This window comes from Mastigocoleus testarum BC008 (genome assembly GCF_001456025.1).
GTDB lineage: Bacteria > Cyanobacteriota > Cyanobacteriia > Cyanobacteriales > Nostocaceae > Mastigocoleus > Mastigocoleus testarum.
Genome location: NZ_LMTZ01000013.1, coordinates 148,522 through 169,932 on the forward strand (window position 1 = coordinate 148,522; position 21,411 = coordinate 169,932).

A 21,411-nucleotide genomic window follows, 5' to 3' on the forward strand; every position below is an offset into this window, starting at 1 on the left:
TATTTGCTAGTAAATTATCAAAAGTGAAAATTCGCAAAATATGCGTTTAAAAAGAAGAAACGTTCTGTTCGGATTAGCAGGATTGGGTGGAACCTTACTTATATCCAGCTGCGGTAATTCCCAATCTACCCCAACTGATGGAACTGCTACATCTGGTGCAGGAATGCCATCAGAAATTCGCATTGGTTATCAAGTATCTGCTAATGCTGAACTATTAGCTAAAGCTGCAGGGCTAGCAGAGAAAGCCTTTACGGATTCCAAGGTCAAAGTCAGATATATCAGCTTCAACTCCGGTAGAGATGTGAACACAGCCATGGCTTCCGGTGGAATCGATGTCGGATTAATTGGCTCTGTGGGAGTTGCTGTAGGTGTTGCCCAAAAATTACCTTATCAGCCTTATTTTATTCATAGCGTAATTGGTGAGGCTGAAGCCCTGGTAGTAAAAAAGAATATTAATAGTATTGGTGATATTCGTGGGAAGAAAATCGCAGTTCCCTTTGGTTCTACTAGTCACTTTACTTTTCTTTCCCTACTGAAATTAGAGAAAATTGAGGAAAAGGAATTAACAATTTTAGATTTACAGCCCCAAGATATGGTCGCAGCTTGGCAGCGAGGTGATATTGATGGGGGTTATATTTGGTACCCAAATTTACCTAAGCTTGTCGAAAGTGATGGAAAAATTTTGATTACTTCAGCCGATATGGCAGAAAAAGGAGTCGTAACGGCTGATTTAGGGGTAGTACGCAAGGAATTTGCTGACAAATATCCCGATGCGATGAAAAAGTATGTAGAAGTTTTGGATGAAGCTGTTAACTTATACCGTAAAAGCCCAGAAGAAGCCAGCAAACAAATTTCTAAAGAAATGGGTATCAGCCCAGAAAAAAGTCTAGAAGCGATGAATAAACTAATCTGGTTAACTTCAGACGAACAAGCAGATGCAAAATATTTAGGTAAACCTGATAATATCGGGAATTTTGCTGGAGTTCTCGAAGAATCTGCTCAATTTATGGTTACTCAAAAAACAATATCATCAGCACCCGATCTCAAAACCTATCAATCGGCGATTCGCAATGAGTTCTTGTAGTTATGAATTGTAGCTACCAACTCTTGTAGTTAATTATTTGTCACTTGCTCCTTTCCTTCTCCTTTAGTAATTCCCAACTTGCATTTTAGTTTTGTATTAGCACCCAGGATAAATATATGGAAGTATATTCACAACAAAGCAGTTCATTGGAAAAAAATACCATCTGTCAATTGCAGGGTATTGGTGTAACCTTTGGTTCTGGGAGTGATCGCTCGGAAGTGTTACGAGATATTAACCTAGATATGAATTTGGGAGATTTCGTATGCGTACTGGGATCTTCTGGGTGTGGTAAAACTACTTTATTGCGAGTTTTGGCTGGATATCAACCACCAACAACAGGTTATGTCAATGTGTCTGGGAAACGACATTTTAAACCTGATGCGGATGTGGGGGTAGTATTTCAACGTCCCAATTTATTTCCTTGGCTGAGTATTGCAAAAAATGTTGAGTTTGGTCCTCAAATGCAAGGAGTATCAAAGCTCGAACGCAAAAAGAAAGTTTCTTATTACCTGGATATGGTGGGTTTAATAGATGCTGCAAAGTTATTACCCCACCAGATTTCTGGAGGAATGCAGCAACGAGCGGCGATCGCTCGGACACTTGCTGCAGATCCAAAAATAGTTTTGATGGATGAACCTTTTGGTGCTTTAGATGCTTTGACTCGCGAGTCGATGCAAAGCCACTTACAAGATATTTGGGAACGCACCCAAAAGACGATTTTTTTCATTACCCATGACGTTGAAGAAGCTTTGCTTTTATCTACTCATATTGTAGTGATGCACGCACGTCCTGGAAGAATCGTCAAAATTGTAGATAATCCTTTTGCTCACGGATTGAAAAAACAATCTGCTGCTAGTTTGCGGGTAACACCAGAATTTATTCACATGCGAGAACAGTTAGTTGCTAGCATCCATCAAGACTGAGGTTTAATTACTCCTATCTCGGTAGAAGGTTACCTAATTGAGAGAGATGGGGAAGTGTGGGAAGAGGAAAAGAATTTTTTTATAGGTAATCTTAGGGTGAGAAGGTAGTAACAGATTATAGATGGGGAGTAGATTTAGTACCCGTAGTAGTAATTATTATGGCGCTTCCTAGGATAACGCCGATAATTAACGTTGTTGTGATAGTAGTTTCTAGAACGACGTTTGCGGTAATGGACTTTTTTCGGGCGATAGTATCTCCGCGTCCGACAAGGGCGTCTATATTTTTTGTAATGATGTCGCCGCCGCTTTTTGTGGTGATGATGTTTGTAGTGGTAGTTACTTTTTGTCTGTTCTAGTTCTTCACTGTCTACTTCTGGTTCAATCCCTAATTCTGGTTCAACCTCCAATGACAAGCTATCGACTTCAAGGTGTTGAATGTCAGGAGTTTGAGTGAAGTTAATCAGGTTTTGATTTATCTCTTGTGAGGAGGGCTGTTTATCAAGTTCTTTAGTAACAGATGCTTGTGCTACCCCAAGTCCTAAAAAACCAGGTATTACCACAGCACCAACTGCAAACTTCCAAAATATTTTTTTGGAAAACATTAAAATATGCTCCTAATTTTGGTTTCCCTTGCTCCACCTAGGAATGTCTTCGAATGGACTTTAGCTGATTTCTATCGATGTTGCTGCTACAGCTTTAAGAGCCCATAACAATGGTTTAGCACTTCTAAAACTACTAAGGCGTATCCTGGCGATCGCTATTGGCATTTTTTATTGGTAAAAACTTGCAAAGTTTTGTTAATTTTAATTAATATATTGTTAATAACATATAGGTGTGTTTACAAATCACGCGAGAAGTTAATGACTTTTATCCCATTGACTCAGTCTCTCCTACGCGAAAAGCAGCAAGATTTAGATTTTCAAGATTTACAAGGGTTATTACGCATCAATGCCAAAATTGGTAAGGTAACCATTTTCTCGGGATTTTATACGCGAATAGATCAAGTATTTATCGTTTGGGGATTAATTTGTGGTGTCATATTTATCTCTGCCCAATTTTTAGCCCTTAGTTGGCAAACACAAGCTATTATTTGGTCAACTTTTTCTGCATTGGGAACCTTGGGAATGATATTGCTAACTTGGTTCTGGGTTAGCGTTGAAAAACTGCGCTGGCTGGTTTATTCCTGGTTCGTCTTAATGTTTGGTGGTATTGTTATTACTGACTTGGGTATTTTTTTGGGTTGGGCGCAAGTGTTAATCAATTTATGCCCCATATGGTTGAGTTTGTGCGCCCTTGGATATATCATTACTGCATTAGCAGTGCGGTCGCGTGCCTTTGTTTTAATGGCGATCGTACATTTGCTTGGAGTTGGAATTTTGCCTTTATTTTCTGGCTGGCAATTCTTAGGTACTGGTTTAGTAATGTCAGTAAGTTTGCTGCTACTTGCTGAAATGCAATGGGATATGCGTCCTCCGATTGAATACAGTCTTTTGAGTGCAAAACAAAAACAATTTAATCGAGAGCAACAGCAGCAACGTCTGTTAAGTTTGCAAAAGAATATTTAAGTAGTCTATATTATTTATCTCTTTTCTTGATCGTTGTCCCAAAATATAAATATGCAATTTAAATAGCCTTATTTATATTGCATTTGCTAGAGCAGGTGTTATGCTGTTTGTCCTGCTGATTGCTTACCAAAGGAGAACGGTGTCAGGAAAGCAACTAGTTATGAGATTGTTAAATATGAGATTGTTACATTTAACATCTGTTGGGGTAAAAACCCAGTTGAGAAAGGTCAAAAACAAGTGTTATGGGGTTTTTGCCGTTTCCCCCATTTTGCGGTCATCGAGGGGATGCGAAACCATCCATCAGAACAGTCTGAGGTGACTGACACTTATACTAATGACATTAATAATAAACTTTAAACTGGGCAATTGCACTCCTTAAGAATCAAATTTTCTTTACTAACTATTTATACTGGTCCGAAGCTAAATGCATTTGGACCAGGTTTTTTTGCAGAAGGGAACGGGGAACAGGGAATAGAGGAAGCAGAGGAAATTTAAGGAATGAGAATTTAATAACCTGTAATTCTGAAATTTGGAATGGTGCGTTACGCGATGCTAACAGCACCCTACTTTTATAATTTATTTAATCCACATTCCTAAATTAAATATTTGGTTAATTTCCATTACCCATTACCCATTACCCATAAAAAAAATCGGTGAATCGAACGTGTAATTCTTCACCGATATGGTTGTGATTGACTCATATGAAACTTTATTTATTTACCAGGATTAACCAGGATTTATTACCAGTTCTTTGCTAAACCTGGTTTGTATGGATCGCCTGTGAATGGTTGAACTCCGATTACGGGGTAAGAGTCATCTGTTGGAGCGAAAATTCTCATTGCTGCTTCTGAAATGTATTTCATTGCATTAGCGAACATTTTGGAAATTACCATTTTCAATTCTCCCAGAGTTTGGAAAATGCGTTTATTGATCGTGCGGAGTAAAGGGGTTGCGAACCCACTACTAAGCTTGAAAACTCCGTTCACACTCCTCTAATAACAATTTTTAGAGCCCGCATATCCAAAAATACTAGTTCAACCCTTAAGTCTGTTTAGTTTTTTTGGTTTTAAAGTTCCGAAAAATTATATTTAACAGAACGACATTTTAATTCCTTTCTATTCAATTCCTCTTTCAGAATAACTTGTTAACTGATACCAATTTGCATTTTTAAATGTAGTTTTACTTTGGCTTTGTAGTAGTGCTCTAGAGTGAGCTTGCTCTGAGGAAATTTTTCCGGGGGCATTTATTACTACAAATAAATTTTTCTACTTAATGATTACGGATGAAAATGCGAGTTGATATTAAGTTGAGCAAAAGCTTTATAATTTTGGCTATACTTGATAGTTTTGACTATAAATGCCAATTTTTTATAAGGCTTCCTATTGATAGTTAGGAATTATTTACGGTATCGGACTCCCTACACTTGTGATTCGCTGATTGTCTAGATACAGATCTATAATTTAGATATGTCTTTAACTTAATATCAATAATCCTTATTTGTCTCACATTTTCAACATATCGATAATAAGAGCAATGCTTGTTGAAATATGTTTGAGATACTTTACTTTGTTCGCTAGTATAAGTCTTTTAAGTGAGTTGCAAATTTAACAAGTGAACTCGGTCAAAGTGAAGGAAGAGGAAACAAGGAAACGAGAATGGAGAACAGAAAAACGTCCTAAAAATAATGGCGACAGCTATACACCTCCCTTTATCCGTATCCTTACGGATGAACACGTAGTGCGTTCAAAATTTCCCCCGTCTGCTCATGAACGAGGCTTGCATCCTTTTGTCGGTTAGCGGATCCGTGAGATAGCACAGCTATAAGCCTCCAGCTTTGCGTTAGCAATAGGAAGGAAGCTTCTTTTTGGGAAACCCGTGCATGAGAGCTACAAGAAACAAACTGAAAATAAAATATCAGCAATATAACTAGAAATTATTTGCTTTACCAGTTGTAGGGTCGAATTCAAAACGTTGTTCGTAATTAGTTTCACCATACAAGTTGAAACTGATAGTTGGTTCATCTCCAACTACTTCAATGCTATGAATTGCATTGGGAGTAAAACTAATAATTTCTCCTGGGAGAAGTAACTTTTCCCCAATCTGAACAATACCCCCATCGCTGTCTTCATCTGCTACTTGCCAAAATTTATTCTTCTCCTGTCCATCCAAAATTGCAACTACTCCCCAAGCAGCATGATTATGGATTGGTGAGGAACTCCCTGGAGCCCAAGCAACAGTTTGCACCGTGAGAGGAAAATCTGGTTCGTCGTACAAAGTAGTTACTGACCAACCTGTTTCTGGGTTTGGTTCTTCAAACTCATACTGCAGCCATTCGGAACTATTTAACAAACGACGAACCAAAGGACAGATTAATTTTAGTCTTTGAGTATCATCTGTAACATTAATTAGGATGTCTTCTAAATCTGTTAAAAATCTGTAAAGTCGGTAAGGTCGCTCGCTATCTGATGCATCAGTTGTAGTTTCGTATGGTTGACACTCACCGTTGTCCAATACTAACCAGTCGGTATTGGTTGTGCTCTCGATATTTTTGAGTAAATCCATTTTTATTCTAGCTTCGTAATAATAACAAATTCCTAATAGTATTTATCATCGATCGCCGGTCGCCAATTATTTGTCACTAATTATTTAACACCGAGCATTTATTACCAACTGCACTAAAAACATTGATTTTTTATCTCAGTATAAGGTATGTATGTTGTGCATTTTACTTCAAGGATTGAGTTTTAAACAATGCTGTCTAATCAGACGGATGCGGATGTGTTCCAAGCATTACGTTCGGGAAACCTTGTGGCACTAGGTATACTATACGACCGTTATGGAAGTATTGTTTACCGCTTGGCACTACGTATGCTAGGTAATACTCAAGAAGCAGAAGATCTCACTCAAGAAGTTTTTCTAATATTATGGCGACATCAAAATTATGAACCCAAGCGCGGTTCTATGAATGCGTTCTTGAGTACTTTAACAAGATCTAGAGCTATCGATCGCCACCGTAAAATGAGATCGCAAAGACAGCTAATCCAAAAATGGAGCAGTAGTATTTTCCCAGAAAATCAAAATAGTTTGATGGATAAAATTTCCTTTCAAGAAATTTCTCATCGCGTGCGGGAAGCACTTTCTCAGTTACCAAATAATCAGCGACAAGTCTTGGAGAAAGCTTATTATGAAGGCATGAGTCAGTCAGAAATTTCTCAAGATTTGAATATACCTTTGGGAACAGTTAAAACTCATAAACGTAAGGGTTTAATTCAACTAAGGCAAATCTTGAAAGACTTGGTAGAGAGTAGATGAACGATTCTCATAATTCAAAATTTCACAATTGGGAACCCCACAACTGGAAAGAAAAACAAGAACTTCTTGCAAGCTATGTACTAGGAGATCTAACTCCGGAAGAAGTCGCACAAGTCAATAAATTATTGGCAGCAAACCCAGAATTAGTGGAAGAAGTCAAGCATTTGCAAGAAACCTTAGCATTATTGCCTTTTGCTTTACCTGAAGATGAACCTCCTCAAAAGTTAGGTTTGCAAATTATGCAAGCAGCGACGAAAGTGTCCAATAATCAATTACAACTTGATACAAATAAAAATAGTGTAGATAAAGACAGTACAGAAAACAGTATAGAAAAAAATATAATTAGCAAAAAATTTAATCACAAACAAAAAGTTTGGTTGGGTTTGACTGGTGCGATCGCAGCTAGCGTTCTTTTAGGTCTGGGGTTTTATAATTATAGTCTTCAGGAAGAAATGCTTACAACAAGAAATAAGCTATCTTATTATCAAGAAACTGTAGCTTTGCTTCGTCAGCCTAATAACCGTTTATTACCTTTGAAAGGTATTAATGATAAGTCGGAAGCCACTGGAAGTTTTGTAATTATTCCGAATTCTGGTAAAGGTGTACTAAGTTTGCAAAATTTGAGACCCTTACCAAAAAATAAAGTTTACCGCTTGTGGGCTGTAAGTAATGGCGAAAAAGTGGATTGTGGTGATTTCCAAGTAAACTCCCGAGGACAGGTTTTAGTACAGCTTCCAGTTGATAACTCAATGGTTGATATCTCTTCTGCTTTGGTCACCATTGAACCTTTACAGTCGGTCTCTTACCCGACAGGTCAAATGGTCATGAAGGGGAATATGTAGTGCTGTGCACAAGTAAAAAGTAAAAAGTAAAAAGTAAAAAAAGTAATTAGCGGATCCGTAGGTAGTGCAGCTAGAGCGTGCGGCGTCGGCGTTAGCCTAAGCGCGGCTAGTCGTCCGTAGGATAAACAGATTTACTGATGTTTTAACCTTACTACGTAGTGCTATATCTTGATAATTTTTATCTTGGGGAACAGAGAGCTATAGTCGTACAGGATGCTCAAGAATGAGTAGTTTTGTGCGGGTTAAATGTTGCAAACAGAACAGAGTTTTCCTAGATTTTAATGGTGATTTCGCGTAGCCCCCCAGCTACGCCGATAATTTGCTTAAACTCGTAGCAGCCGCTTTTCTAGTTCTTCCCAATTAGATTCTGATACCTGCACTGCTGTATTCTTACATTGAAATATCAAGTTGATAGCATAAAAGTAATTTTCCATCGCCTTTGCTTCATCTTTAGATAAGTCAACTGTATCCATATCTAAAGAGAAAGCACTCAACCATGTTTGCTCGATACGTTCTACAAATTCCCTATAGACTTCAGAAGATTTCCTTCGTTCGGGAATTTTATTTTTCAATGAATCCATTTTGGAAGTTAGGGAAGAAAAGTTAACTCCCTTGAATATTCTCAATGCTTCCAATTTTTTAGTTTCTTCAATTAACTGATCGATGGAATCAACAGACGTGTTACAAATTGCATTCGCGACTGCAATTCCATTTGCGTTACTGATGGAGATTGCAAATTTGATGATGTAACTATTTGCAAATGTATGAGCAATTGCATTAGCGATCGCATTGGAAACAGCGAAAGCATTAGCTGTTGCAGCAGCGTTAGCAATAGTGCTACTGAAAGCAAGTGAGCTTGCATTTGGCGCATCTTTGGCGCTCACAAGTGCTTTAGCGTTGGGATTAACCTGCAAGACCGTATCATCGCCTTTAGGGTTGGGGAGAGAGATGCTATAAGCGTTTGTTTTAGCTTTTGCAACTGCACAACTTTTGGTGAAAGCGTTAGCAAAGGCGGAGATAATGATAAAAGCTAAAGCACGCTTACCCGCTGGGTTCATATCCGCTTCAGAACCATCTGTTACCTTGTCTGCCCATTTTACTAACCGCTCTAATTTGGGTGTATTTATATAGCTTTGGGCTCCCTCTTCCATTTCCAAGAACAATTCGTCGACCTTTGGTGCCATAATTCCCGCTAGAAGCAGGAATACTTCTCGCCAACGTTCATCTGGTAAATGTTCTACAACTAGACTTTTATACTGGCTATTTTTATGAACACAGTATGCTGCTAAGTACTCTTGGATTGTTAAATGGGAAAACCCAAATACACCTTTAATTTTTTGTTCTAATATGTCGTTTTTAACGAAGATAGTGTTTAAAACCCCTTTGGCGTCTAGGTTTTGAGGCTGATTGAAATAATTTGTCAGAAAATCATCTATTAGACCAATAATTTGCTGTCCAGAGAATAATAAACTTTCTGTAGCGAAGCTTGCATAGGCGATTTCTGATAATAAAATTTCTTCTAATTCTTTGTGCAGCCCTTGATAATTTTTGTCTTTTATAATTTCTTTTTGGTTAGTCCATTTTTCTAAAGAAATCAACAGTGCCTGATTATAAAGCTTACTGCGGTTATCAGGGAAATCTTGAGAATGTTCGTAGACTAAACACAAAAAATTTAGCAACAAGGGTGTATGTGCTAAATTCTTAATTGCAATGTTTTCTGGCTCTTGCAATAGTTTCCAGCATTTTTCTGCGGTTCCTGCTTGTTTGTTTTCACTATTGCGAAACCAGTTAGCAATGAATTTTTTAATCTGGCGATCGTCAAGTTGTGTAACAGCAGCATTACTAAAATTGTCAAAACCACTGAGATAAACTGGGCTTCGGCAGGAGACAATAAAGCGATTGAAACTATATTGTTCAATAAAAGTTTGGATTTTCTTTGTTACCCGGCTTAAGTTGCTATATGGAACTTCATCTAGACCATCAAGCAGGATTAATAATTTACCTTGACGCAATAACTCTAAAGTAAATCTATCTGGAGACGGAAACCCACAATTATTGAATTCTTCAACGATGCATTGTTCGATGTCTACATCATTGGATATGAACCTTTTGAGTTCAATAAAGACCGGAATCAGAGAATGTTGGAATACTTCTGTCCTACCACTGAGGACTTCTAGAGCAACTCTACGTAAAAATGTAGATTTTCCGACGCCAGGACACCCTTGTACCATCAAGTATCGTTGCTCGTTCGCAATTTCAATACCTGACTGTTGAGAGGGTTCTTGAGGTGTTCGACGACTTTGCTGTTGCTCGTAAGCTAGTTCTAAACCTTCATCAGATTCAACTGTACGGGTTCTCGTAGGAGCATCTAAAAATTTAACTGTTGTATTGATAGATCCAACTTTGAGCGGTACGGTCATACCCAATACTTGGGAGAAGCCATGACGTTGTTTAAATTGTTTTTCATATTGTTTTGATGCTCCGACAATAACATCTCTAACTTTTTTATCTAATGATTTACCAAATATTCCCAAAAACTTACCTCCACTTCCCGAAAGGGAGCGGAAAATGGGAATTGCGATTTCACCTACAACTGATACTCCCCAAGATTCCATTCCTGTCATAGTTTTGCGACGAGAAAACTTACGGACACATTAGCGAGAATAGACTTAAACTCTTAACGCTGAAAGTTATTAAAGTAAATAAACAAGGCTATAACACCTTGTACTCATAAGCAAATATAGATTACATTCTTTGAGCGTTTATTTAAACCCCTCCCGCTTAAAGGAGGTTAGTGCGAACTCGGGATAGGATCCAGGTCCATGTAGTATTATGTCAGCATATTATCGTATGTAAATTTCTACAATAATCTAATAATCACGCTAAATTTTCAAGTGAATTATGTTATTTGAAGCTTAAAAGCTTTACGAAGCTCAAATTGATTTGGAAATGTTGTATTCCTGGAGCCTTATGGTTCCACACTAAATCTTGCTTTGTATAGCGATCGCTTTAGGTTTATGAAGATATTGCAAAGGATAAAAATTTAAAGTTTACTATTAATAATTTGCTATTCCGATAAGATTTACAGCCGTGCGTTACACATGCTGACAGCACCCTACTTTTATTATTTTTTCTGTTTGATCAGGACTATAATTTCCATTTGAAGCAATTTGACGATTGACACTTAAAAATCAAGCATCAATCGTCAGTCAAATTTTGCGATTAGCGCTCGACTGTAGAAATTGATTTAATAAACCCAGTTAATGAATCTAATTTCAACAGTGACTCAGCTAAAGGTCATGATTTACCCAAGCATCACTACCCAAATAAATGAGCACCTCCACCGCAATGCTTTCCAAAGTGAGCCAACTTATGACCTTTACCTTGGTGAAGTCCTTCAAGAAAACTATCTTTTAATCCCATCCAGTCATCTTGGGAAAACTGACCAACTCCTAAACCATCATAACTAAGGTCATCGGGTAGCATTGATTCCTTTTGATTTTGAAGGTTTTGATTTTGGAGGTTTTGAGCGTCAATTGAATCTCTTCCCCAAATAAACTCTGGATTATAGTTTTTCATATTTCCAGAGGTAATATCATTCATCTGGATTTTGTTATTCCCAAAGTCACCTGCTAAAGATTCATTTTTAGATGTACCCATCAGCATATCTTTGTCACCTTTAGCACCAGATTGTAAAGTATCGTCAATATCAAAGTCATCACTGTCGGATTTTGATTTTCCAGGGGGAGTACCACCACCTCCAAAATCTTGAGTCCAATAGTGTCGATAGTTTACACGACCCTTGTCAGATTTTTCTTCGTGGTAACCGACACCAAGGTATTCATATTTAGGATTGAGCATATTTGCTCGATGACCCGGACTATCAATCCACCCTTTTACGACCTGTTCTGGAGTACGATAACCTGCAGCAATATTTTCTCCAACCCTGTTATTATCATCACCTGCGGCTTTTGTTCTATCCCAGGGTTGGGAACCATCTTTACCTTTATGGCTGAAAAAGTCTTGCATGCCCATGTTATCAGAGTGTTTTTGGGCGGCTGTTGCTAATTCAGGATCCCACTTTAAGGGGTCTAAACCATTGTCCTTGCGGAAGTCATTAGTTAGTTCCAGTACTTGCTTGGTAAAGTCGTCATTTGAATTACTTCGGGAATTGTTATTTCCCATACCTGCATTAGGATTTTTATTCTCCTCAGGATTATTTCCGGAGTTACTTCCAGAATTACTTCCGGAGTTATTTCCAGAATTATTCTCAAAGTTATTCTCAGAATTATTCTCAGAATTATTTCCAGAATTACTATTGCTGCTATTACCACCAGAATTGTTATTTTCACTGACGCTACTACCACCAGGAGGAGTACCACCACCTCCAAAGTTCTGAGTCCAATAGTGTTGATAATTTACACTACCCTTGTCAGATTTTTCTTCGTGGTAACCGACACCAAGGTATTCATATTTAGGATTGAGCATATTTGCTCGATGACCCGGACTATCAATCCACCCTTTTACKACCTGTTCTGGAGTACGATAACCTGCAGCAATATTTTCTCCAACCCTGTTATTATCATCACCTGCGGCTTTTGTTCTATCCCAGGGTTGGGAACCATCTTTACCTTGATGGCTGAAAAAGTCTTGCTTACCCATGTTATCAGAGTGTTTTTGGGCGGCTGTTGCTAATTCAGGATCCCATTTTAAGGGGTCTAAACCATTGTCCTTGCGGAAGTCATTAGTTAGTTCCAGTACTTGCTTGGTAAAGTCGTCATTTGAATTACCTGGGGAATTGTTATTTCCCATACCTGCATTGGGATTTTTATTCTCGCCAGGATTATTTTCGGGGTTACTTCCAGAATTATTCTCAAAATTATTTCCAGAGTTATTTCCAGAGTTATTTCCAGAATTATTCTCAAAATTACTTCCAGAGTTATTTCCAGAATTGTTATTGCTATTACCACCAGAATTATTATTTCCGGAACCCTGGTTACTATTTTCACTATTACTACCGCTAGGAGGAGTACCACCACCTCCAAAGTTTTGAGTCCAATAGTGTTGATAATTTACACTACCCTTGTCAGATTTTTCTTCGTGGTAACCGACACCAAGGTATTCATATTTAGGATTGAGCATATTTGCTCGATGACCCGGACTCTTAATCCACCCTTGTACTACTTCTTCTGGAGTTCTCTGACCTGCAGCAATATTTTCTCCAACCCTGTTATTATCATCACCTGCAGCTTTTGTTCTATCCCAGGGTTGGGAACCATCTTTTCCTTGATGACTGAAGAAATCTTGCCTACCCATGTTATCAGAATGCTTTTGGGCAGCTGTTGCTAATTCAGGATCCCATTTAAGGGGCTTTAAACCATTTTTCTTGCGGAAATCATTGGTTAGGTCCAGTACTTGTTTGGTAAAACTTTTAGTTGTATCAACCATTACTGATAAGCTCCCTTAATTGAATGATTTGTTTGGATTTCAATTCATTTGTATGCTTAGACCCGAACACTATTGTTAGATCGATGTGGAGACTGCTGTAGGCGCTCTATGTTCCTATCAAGCTTTTTGAGAATAGCTTTCTATATCCCTCAAATCTGATGGACTTTGAGAGTTTTAGTTTCTCCCAAATACAGCTGAAGCCATGTAATACATACCGTATGCTTATACTAAATGCTAAGCAATAATGGGGTTACAGGGCGTGTTTTAAAATATTCATTATACATTTTGTTCGATTTGAAGCTCCCCTAAATCCCTTTTAAAAAGAGGGGATTTGACTATTTCTAAGGCTTAAAGAGAATCGGAGCACAATTTTAAAACACATCCTGGGGCTGCAAAATCATCTCTCAATTAAGCAACCCTTTGTTTCCTTTGATGGTAGAGTATTAGGCTGAAATTCCCAATTTTACTCATGTTGAACGTTAGATCTAAATAAAGTCAGGTCTAAATACGGAAAGTACAATTGTTTTAGTAACTGTTTCTATGACATAGATGATTTTGCTTTTTTCTTACCTGTGAATGTCGACTGACGCTTTTGTGTTTGTTATGCACACATAAATATAGGCGAGATCGATCTAATCAAAAAAGCATTAAACCAAAAAAAATGCTAGTTCAAACCGATAACTCCGTTAGGTCAAAACACGGAAACAAACTTCTTAAATTCCTCACACCACTCAATTACTTCCATCAAAATTTATTTTTTGGAAGTATTTATTTTTTGGACCTCAACAAGCCTAAGTATTGTGCTTAACTATAGTTTTTTCAGCTACAACTACTTAGGTTAAAAACCACAGGTATAAGTATGGTACGAGTAAAGTGAGGAATTCAAAACAATTTTGTGACAAACTCGGGACAAATTTTTATTTCCAGTAATAAAAAATACGATTGTAGTGCGGGAGTTACGATTTTAAATTAGATTATGTTTCTAAGTATTGGTATATTTCCTTGAGAGTTTAAATTCTAATGTAAAGTGTCTTAAAAGCTTGCTTTTAAAGGAAAATTATCAAATTTATTAAAATTACTCAGTGATTCGAGTTAATAGTTTCAAAATATCTCTCGGGTTAGTATTTATCAGTATTCTGGAACTTAAGAGGATAAATTGACACCATTTGTAAATCATTTTGCAAACTCTATCATCCTATACGGTCTGCTCGAAAAATATTAGCTATCATACGATACATTCGAGCCTTGAGGTGAAAGTAACTCACAGACTGGAATCAGTTTTATATTTTTGTACAAAGCGCTAAAGCGCTACTACGAACCTTAAATAACCCATCGAAATTAATTTTGAGGAGTTTGTAGTTGGGGTTTTAGCCCTTCAAAATCTTGATAATAGAGCGCTAAAGCGCTACTACGGACCTTAAATCACCCATCGAAATTCATTTTGAGGAGTTTGTAGTTGAGGTTTTAGCCCTTCAAAATCTTGATAATAGAGCGCTAAAGCGCTACTACGAACCTTAAATCACCCATCGAAATTCATTTTGAGGAGTTTGTGGTTGGGACTTTAGCCCTGTTGGGAAATAAATAATCAAGCTTTTAGATCCAAAGCAGCAATCTATTTTTAGGGGATTATTTGCGATGAAATTGGTAGTTCCACCTACCGAAATTGCTCTGTACCAACTTAGAGTATTAAAAACGGTAGCAGTTGCTGATGGAAAACTCGACGATTTAGAGTATCAGATGCTGATGTCGATGCAGACCTATATTTTCAAAACTAATGTATTGATTGATGGACTGAAGTTAATTACACCGCAAGAGTTAAGTAGTAAGATAATCAGTCGAGAGTTTTGTAAGCAACTTATTCACTACTGTATTTTAATTTCAATTATCGGTGCTAGGGTTACAAGAAATAAAACCAGAGTGGTAATTGAGTTTGCTGAAGCACTGAAAATTAATGATTGTGCAGTGCAAACACTTAAGCATTTAGCAAACAATCGATTAGCTTTAGTCAGATTTAATGTTTTCCGTCATGGATTTATTGGTCCTAAGGTGATGGACACACTACGCAATGAGGGTATTGGTGGAATGATTCCAACATTAAAATATTTGATGAGTAAAGGAGATCGAAAAACTGCTGCTCGCTATCAAAAGTTAGAATTTTACCCAGAGGGAAGTTTAGGGAAAGAACTTTATCAACATCTTCGCAAGCATGGTTTTAATTTACCAGGAGAAGAAGGAGGAACCCCAGAAATTTTCCTGGTTCATGACTGCGTTCACATTTTGGCAGAATATCATACTTCAATGTCGGAAGAAGCTGTGATATCTGCGTTTCAAGCAGGTTTTTTAGATAAAGACCCATTTTGGGGTTTATTGTTTACTCTCCTCCAATTCCATTTGGGTATAAAAGTATTGACAGCCTCTTTTACCAGTCGAAATGAGGTGGAACCAGAGTCTTTGTTCAAAGCTTTGGAACGTGGTACTCACGTAAAAGTTAATTTATCCAAAAATTGGAATCCTTGGTTAGTATTTGAGCGACAGGTTGAAGATTTACGTCGAGAATACAATATTCCACCACGAACTTAGAATCTGATAATTAGGGTTAAATTTTGATATAGCAATCCTAAATCATTTGTGTTAGTCGCATCAAAGATGTTTGCAAGCATCCTGTGGATGAACACGTATTGCGTCCAAACGCGTAAGCGTACCGTAGGTAAGAATCAATATTGTAGAGACGTTGCATGCAACGTCTCTACAGGATTTATCTATTTACAAATCAATTACATATATACGATCGCGTTATCAAATTTAATTACAGTCTGATTTTTGCGTGCTGGAAACAAAATCCTCAGAAGTTGCAAGATCTGGATCTGCAGTTAAAACCACATCTCCATTTTGATTCACGAACCAACCTCTAGCTTCTACTATGGGTTCTGGAAGATTTTTTAATTGTTTAACTTCATATCCTTGTCCCCGAAATTTCTGTTTTTTTATATTTTTTTTATCTATTTTTTTTCTAGGAGGAAGGGCGATCCAATTAGGTTCTATATGGGAATCTCTAAGAAATGTTCTCGGATTTTGGGGAAACCCACCTTTTCCTGTGATGATAAATGAGTTTTTCCCCCGCGATCGAGGTGCACGACAAACAGATGAAACTTTAATTTTTAGTGCTACAGTTGGGGCTTTAAATAATTTCACACTGGGGTCTTGTTCGGGTGACTTAATAATTACTTCCCCATTCAAATCGGGGTTACTTTGGGAAATCGCCGTGATGTCACTAGTTTGTAATTGAAATGGGTCTAAAATTGAAAAATCGCTAGTTGCTAATTCTTTAGTTAGGTTTTCTCGACTACGAGGTTCAATACCAAAAAGATTTACAGCCTGAATTCGCACTTGACCGCCAGAACCTTCAAAAGCATTTGCGGTAATATCATTATTTTCTAAACTGTTGGCAATGATAAAGCCTTTGGGAGTATTGATTGTAATATTTCCCCCATTTCCGCCCATTTTTGCTATTCCTGCATTAGTTGATATTTGACTATTACGACGCATTAATAAGAAATCTCGCACCTGTAAAGAAATATTTCCACCATTTCCTGATTGGGTATCAGAGATAAGTTTTCCTTTGTTATTTAAAAATATGGAGTTAGCAGTGATATTTAATTCACCTGCTTTTCCTAAATCGTTTATATCGCCTAAATAAGGTACATCCTTCGCTAAACTTGGAAGCTCGCTATTTACACTCACTGTTGCTCCATCTTTAACAATTAATTTTTTTGTGGTAATTGTCAAATTTCCAGCATCTCCAAAACCTTGAGTTGAAGCAGTTAAAGTACTTGCAGAACCTGTAGCTGATTTTCCAATTACCTCTACAGATTCTGAAGCATTTACTATCAAATTTCCTCCATCTCCGTTAGCTGGTATTATCTTTGCACCATCAGGAGTCAAGACTGCAGTAGATTGTGTTGAGATTATCGCACCATCTCTAAGAATTAACTTGGAAGTATTGATGTTAGTGTCACCCGCTTTTCCATCAGCAGCAGTAATGCTAGACAAAGCACTGGGGAAGCTGGGACTATTATTTTTTGAAAATCTTCCGATTAGCTCTACAGATTTGGAAGCATTTACAGTTAAATTTCCTCCTCTTCCTTTCCCTCCAGTCAAAGCTAAAACTTGTGCCCCATCTTGAATACTTAATTTGTTTACATTTATCGTTAACTTTCCAGCATCTTTATCACCTGTAGTTCCAGTACTTAAGCGTACTAAATGACCAGAAATTTCCACAATATTCCCTTGAACTTTAATGTCACCACCACCTTTACCACTCGCATCAACAATAGATGGAAATGATGAACCGTTCACAATTCTTCTAGATATATGAATATTTTGAAAATTCTTGACATTTCCATAGTCGAAATTCCAACCAGTATTTTTTGGTCTTAAGTCTACCAAACTATTAAAACCTACACTCCCAAGCTCTATTCTTCCTTGTACAGCAGTCAAATTTCCACCTTCCAAAGTCAAATCACCGCCAATCAGTGCTAAAGTTTTCCCTGTAGGTACTTGTAAACCAACAGGTTGACCAAAAACATTAGTTGTACCATCAGGACTAGCTTGAGATTGATTTCTTATAAGAGCTGCAGTGGCTCCAAATTGTAAACCAGTGGGAACATTTATTGTTAGAAGAGGCTTACTTTGAGGTTGTGTTGCACTAAATTTTGTCCCATTGGCAAAATTTACACTGCTTGCAGTACTTCCAATAAATGAACCACCAATATTTAAAGAAGCGTTAGGACCAAAAATAATTCCATTGGGATTGATTAAAAATAGATTAGCGGTACCATTGGTTCGAAGAATACCATCAATATTAGAAATAGAATTTCCCGTTACCCGAGTAATAATATTCTGAATGTTTGTATTGTTTCGGAAATGTGCAGTAACCCCAGTAGGTACAGAGAACTGTCCAAAACTATGAAAAAGATTCCCCCCAGAAGCGGTTCCACCTTCAATGATTCTGGTATTTCTCTGCGTTCTGACACGAGAATTATTTGGTAGAGTTCGGTCTGGGGTGATTTGAGCGCTAGCTGGACTGACAGACAAAGCAATCGCACCACTTATTGTAATTCCCAGTTTTCTGGAAAAACAACTTACAATTTTCATCTTTTACACCACACTTCTATCAAGAATTTCAAATAAGCTTGAACTCTACGAAATAAAGCCCACTGGTCAAAGCAGTGATTCCACAAGTCAGAAATAAGGAGTTAGGATAACAATACAGAAGAAAAAGCAAGAATACAGGAGTTAAATATATTAAATATAGCTTATATATCGATATAGCGTGAATTTAAAAGCTTTGATTCATTAATATCAACTTGATTTCGGTCATCAAGCTTGATATTACAAGCATGTATGAAATTAAAATATAGGTTGCTTGCTGTTAAGACTGCGGCTTTGTTAGTACACAAAAAAACCCTATTTTCTAAAAAATAGAGCTTTAAAATATCTTGAAGTTATATTTTAAATGATAAAAAGTGAATAATTGCGTGCTAAGAGATCAGTTAGTTTTAAAGTGATAAATCACAACAGTTATAATAACTAACCGCAAGAATAACCACCCGTACATATGTAACAGTCTTGAATTACAACTTCTTTGCCAGAAATTTTCATTAAACCATTTTCTAGTACCGAATCCGTCATCATAGGTTGTTGTTTGTTGACGCGATTATTCATATGTTCCCGCATCTTATCTAACATAATTGTTACTTCAACTTTTACTGATTTCTCTGGAAAACCGTATTTATCTAACATCATAAATAAGTTAGATAAATCCAGAGTTTCTATTGCTTTTTCTTGAACTTCTTTTTGAAAACGACTTAATCTATCAGCGTCAATATTTGTCCCAACTGCTGTTACTTCTGTTTCTGTTGTGGGTGTTTCAGCATTAGAACTCTCTTGAGTTAAAGCCGCTGCTGCTGCAATACTTCCAGGTACAGCAACACTACCAATTAAAAAGTTGCGTCGTGTTTTATTATCTGTCATTTTTATTCTTTATAACAAACAGAAAGTGAATATAGCAATTCCCACTTCAGTAAGTTATATTTTTAATCTATATTATTCTGAAATATTATTCTGAAATTCAAGATTAAAAAATATCTAATGTAATTGGGAAAAGCTATAGTTAAGAACCCATTAATTCAGTATTTTAAAGCTTATAAATTACTAAGTTTACAATCACTAACCACAAGAACTGAAAGGAAAACATAACAGACAATCCTGAACCACAATTTCTTCTGCTGCAATCGCCATTAAACTATTTTCTAACTCTGGATCTTTCATGGTAGGTTTTTGTTGTTTTATATCTTTATTAAGAGTCGTTTTCATCTCATTTAACATAATTTTTACTTGAATTTTTACCACTCTATCTGGGAAACCATATTCACCTAACATTTTGAATAATGGAGAATAATCTAAAGTTTCTATAGCTTTCTCCTGAACTTCTAGCTTGAAACGACTTAATCTATCAGCGTCAATATTTGTCCCAACTGCTGTCACTTCTGCTTCTGTTGTGGGTGTTTCAGCATTAGAACTCTCTTGAGTTAAAGCCGCTGCTGCTGCAATACTTCCAGGTACAGCAACACTACCAATTAAAAAGTTACGTCGTGTTTTATTATCTGTCATTTTTCTAAAATTAGAAAGTGAATCTCGGTAATTTTTGCTGATTTAATCAATCAATCAGCTGTATACTACTAGGCTAGCATGTTTATTAGTTAAATCATCATTTAAACTCTCATTCTTTTCAAATTTTTATTGACTATTAACACTCAATTTTATACATACTTAATATGTCTATTTGTTCGATATAAAGTGTCGAAATAATTCAGAATTAGAATAAACAATTAAATATATATATTATGTACAAAAATAAGCTTTTTTCGATGAAAATATTATTTTTTACTCTCTAACAAGTTTTTGGCAAACTAATAACACTCAATGAATATGTCATGAAAAAATGATTATTTTTAGTCATAGATAAATCTAGAGTATGAAATCCCTAGTACCGCTATGCGGAATTAAAAACTAAAAAGTCAAAATTCAGAAAATTTATAGATTAAACTTTCTAGTGATTTCAAATTGTCTATTTATTTAAGCCTTAGCGTAATAGTTTCATATCAACTGAGCATTAATTCATGCTTCTTTGGGATATCATATCCATGGATGATGACAAATATAACTCACGAAAACACGTGAGTGCATAGATAGTAAAACACCCTAACTGGACTCGAAAATCATTTTTAAGTTACACGAACGAGTTGAAATTAATTGTCATTAAACCTGAATCAAATAAGCATCTATTTATCAAAAATAGAAATCTACACAAAGACTTAAAGTTAATTTGTATTTCAATATGAATACTTGTCCCTAATACTATGATTCCCGTTTGTTGTGTAGCAGTATTCTTGTAGAGCTACTACTAAGACCATAGTATCAGGTGTAGCGATACTGCTACCTGAAAGTTTGCATCGCGTTTTATTATCTGCCATTTTTCCTCTTTTTTAATAATAAAAAGTGAAGTTAGCAAGATCTTCTATTTGTTTTCCCGAACACTCCTATATTATGAAGCTATCACACTTGGTGATTCAACTAGTATTAAATATTTCTGATTACCAAATATTTACTAAATATAAACATCTGCTTTGTGGCTATTTAAATTATGTAGATAAATTAGCTAGTGAGCGCCCAAGTCATTGAGTATTAGGATTAATAGTAAAAACTACCTATTGCAGCATAAAAAAAGTGATTTCAAATCAGTATCCCGTTTTTTGTATACTTAACAGCTGTTAATGACTGCACCGGTAGAGACAAATCATGTCATGAAAACTTGATATTCATCCTTCTGTTAGACGTATTATCTTTACGATTGTTTGTTCAGCGTTATTAAAAATGTTAGTCAATTTTGTTTTTCAACTGTGGTAAACCTAAATTGCAAATTTCATATGTGCAGTGACATAGCTGTTATTAACAAAATACTAACAGTATACAAGCTAATATTCTAGCTTGATAGGAGAGAGTATTATTTTGATCACGTAAGTTAATTAGACTTTGGACAAAAATATTTACCTAGTAGTCCACCACATTAATTTTGATAGGTAAATTAAGGTTCGTAGTAGCGCTTTAGCGCTTTAATATCAAGACTTTACCGGGGCTAAAGCCCAACTACAAACCCCGCAGAATTAATGTGGTGG

Annotated in this window: 14 protein-coding genes; 6 read left to right on the forward strand and 8 right to left on the reverse strand. The window is 36.5% G+C overall.

Going from position 1 to position 21,411, the window contains the following annotated elements; translation table 11 throughout:
- Positions 1-40: 40 nt before the first annotated feature.
- Together BC008_RS03855 and BC008_RS03860 are read left to right on the forward strand one after the other, a co-directional pair.
- Positions 41-1,084: a taurine ABC transporter substrate-binding protein gene (locus BC008_RS03855; RefSeq protein ID WP_027846417.1), complete on the forward strand. Its 1,044-nt coding sequence runs from the start codon at positions 41-43 to the stop codon at positions 1,082-1,084.
- A gap of 116 nt (positions 1,085-1,200) precedes the next feature.
- On the forward strand, positions 1,201-2,007 hold the full coding sequence (locus BC008_RS03860; RefSeq protein WP_036268436.1) for an ABC transporter ATP-binding protein: 807 nt from the start codon (positions 1,201-1,203) through the stop codon (positions 2,005-2,007).
- A gap of 134 nt (positions 2,008-2,141) precedes the next feature.
- Here the strand turns inward: BC008_RS03860 and BC008_RS03865 are convergent, their stop codons facing one another.
- The gene (locus tag BC008_RS03865) at positions 2,142-2,609 is read right to left on the reverse strand and encodes a hypothetical protein (protein ID WP_058183174.1); all 468 of its coding nucleotides are present in this window, start codon (positions 2,607-2,609) and stop codon (positions 2,142-2,144) included.
- 258 nt (positions 2,610-2,867) lie between these two features.
- Between BC008_RS03865 and BC008_RS03870 the strand changes: the two genes are divergently transcribed.
- On the forward strand, positions 2,868-3,572 hold the full coding sequence (locus BC008_RS03870; RefSeq protein WP_027846415.1) for a hypothetical protein: 705 nt from the start codon (positions 2,868-2,870) through the stop codon (positions 3,570-3,572).
- A 740-nt stretch (positions 3,573-4,312) separates the two neighbouring features.
- On the opposite strand, the gene BC008_RS03875 is transcribed toward BC008_RS03870, so the two are convergent.
- Entirely contained in the window at positions 4,313-4,465 is a 153-nt protein-coding gene (locus tag BC008_RS03875) for a hypothetical protein (protein WP_027845976.1), read from the reverse strand.
- 1,033 nt (positions 4,466-5,498) lie between these two features.
- Positions 5,499-6,134: a cysteine dioxygenase family protein gene (locus tag BC008_RS03880; protein WP_036267827.1), complete on the reverse strand. Its 636-nt coding sequence runs from the start codon at positions 6,132-6,134 to the stop codon at positions 5,499-5,501.
- 189 nt (positions 6,135-6,323) lie between these two features.
- Between BC008_RS03880 and BC008_RS03885 the strand changes: the two genes are divergently transcribed.
- The gene (locus BC008_RS03885; RefSeq protein ID WP_027845974.1) at positions 6,324-6,884 is read left to right on the forward strand and encodes a sigma-70 family RNA polymerase sigma factor; all 561 of its coding nucleotides are present in this window, start codon (positions 6,324-6,326) and stop codon (positions 6,882-6,884) included.
- The gene (locus tag BC008_RS03890; RefSeq protein WP_027845973.1) at positions 6,881-7,726 is read left to right on the forward strand and encodes an anti-sigma factor; all 846 of its coding nucleotides are present in this window, start codon (positions 6,881-6,883) and stop codon (positions 7,724-7,726) included. The genes BC008_RS03885 and BC008_RS03890 overlap by 4 nt, the downstream gene beginning before the upstream one ends.
- Before the next feature lie 323 nt (positions 7,727-8,049).
- Here the strand turns inward: BC008_RS03890 and BC008_RS03895 are convergent, their stop codons facing one another.
- On the reverse strand, positions 8,050-10,350 hold the full coding sequence (locus BC008_RS03895; protein WP_027845972.1) for an NACHT domain-containing protein: 2,301 nt from the start codon (positions 10,348-10,350) through the stop codon (positions 8,050-8,052).
- Between the two features lie 694 nt (positions 10,351-11,044).
- Positions 11,045-13,174: a CAP domain-containing protein gene (locus tag BC008_RS51140; protein ID WP_063800738.1), complete on the reverse strand. Its 2,130-nt coding sequence runs from the start codon at positions 13,172-13,174 to the stop codon at positions 11,045-11,047.
- A 1,635-nt stretch (positions 13,175-14,809) separates the two neighbouring features.
- Between BC008_RS51140 and BC008_RS03910 the strand changes: the two genes are divergently transcribed.
- Entirely contained in the window at positions 14,810-15,754 is a 945-nt protein-coding gene (locus BC008_RS03910) for a hypothetical protein (RefSeq protein ID WP_027846208.1), read from the forward strand.
- 222 nt (positions 15,755-15,976) lie between these two features.
- Here BC008_RS03910 and BC008_RS03915 read toward each other — a convergent pair whose 3' ends face one another.
- From BC008_RS03915 to BC008_RS03925, 3 genes are all read right to left on the reverse strand, one after another.
- Entirely contained in the window at positions 15,977-18,328 is a 2,352-nt protein-coding gene (locus BC008_RS03915) for a two-partner secretion domain-containing protein (RefSeq protein ID WP_036268184.1), read from the reverse strand.
- Between the two features lie 435 nt (positions 18,329-18,763).
- Complete coding sequence (locus tag BC008_RS03920) at positions 18,764-19,207, reverse strand: hypothetical protein (protein WP_058183176.1); 444 nt, start codon at positions 19,205-19,207, stop codon at positions 18,764-18,766.
- 195 nt (positions 19,208-19,402) lie between these two features.
- Positions 19,403-19,846 (reverse strand): hypothetical protein, encoded by a 444-nt coding sequence (locus tag BC008_RS03925; RefSeq protein WP_058183178.1) that lies wholly within the window; start codon positions 19,844-19,846, stop codon positions 19,403-19,405.
- Positions 19,847-21,411: the final 1,565 nt, after the last annotated feature.

Excerpts from the sequence above, each read along its gene's own strand:
- BC008_RS03855 (WP_027846417.1), top strand. The coding sequence starts at position 41 with ATGCGTTTAAAAAGAAGAAACGTTCTGTTCGGATTAGCAGGATTGGGT.
- BC008_RS03860 (WP_036268436.1), top strand. The coding sequence starts at position 1,201 with ATGGAAGTATATTCACAACAAAGCAGTTCATTGGAAAAAAATACCATC.
- BC008_RS03865 (WP_058183174.1), bottom strand. The coding sequence starts at position 2,609 with ATGTTTTCCAAAAAAATATTTTGGAAGTTTGCAGTTGGTGCTGTGGTA.
- BC008_RS03870 (WP_027846415.1), top strand. The coding sequence starts at position 2,868 with ATGACTTTTATCCCATTGACTCAGTCTCTCCTACGCGAAAAGCAGCAA.
- BC008_RS03875 (WP_027845976.1), bottom strand. The coding sequence starts at position 4,465 with ATGGTAATTTCCAAAATGTTCGCTAATGCAATGAAATACATTTCAGAA.
- BC008_RS03880 (WP_036267827.1), bottom strand. The coding sequence starts at position 6,134 with ATGGATTTACTCAAAAATATCGAGAGCACAACCAATACCGACTGGTTA.
- BC008_RS03885 (WP_027845974.1), top strand. The coding sequence starts at position 6,324 with ATGCTGTCTAATCAGACGGATGCGGATGTGTTCCAAGCATTACGTTCG.
- BC008_RS03890 (WP_027845973.1), top strand. The coding sequence starts at position 6,881 with ATGAACGATTCTCATAATTCAAAATTTCACAATTGGGAACCCCACAAC.
- BC008_RS03895 (WP_027845972.1), bottom strand. The coding sequence starts at position 10,350 with ATGACAGGAATGGAATCTTGGGGAGTATCAGTTGTAGGTGAAATCGCA.
- BC008_RS03910 (WP_027846208.1), top strand. The coding sequence starts at position 14,810 with ATGAAATTGGTAGTTCCACCTACCGAAATTGCTCTGTACCAACTTAGA.
- BC008_RS03915 (WP_036268184.1), bottom strand. The coding sequence starts at position 18,328 with ATGAAAATTGTAAGTTGTTTTTCCAGAAAACTGGGAATTACAATAAGT.
- BC008_RS03920 (WP_058183176.1), bottom strand. The coding sequence starts at position 19,207 with ATGACAGATAATAAAACACGACGCAACTTTTTAATTGGTAGTGTTGCT.
- BC008_RS03925 (WP_058183178.1), bottom strand. The coding sequence starts at position 19,846 with ATGACAGATAATAAAACACGACGTAACTTTTTAATTGGTAGTGTTGCT.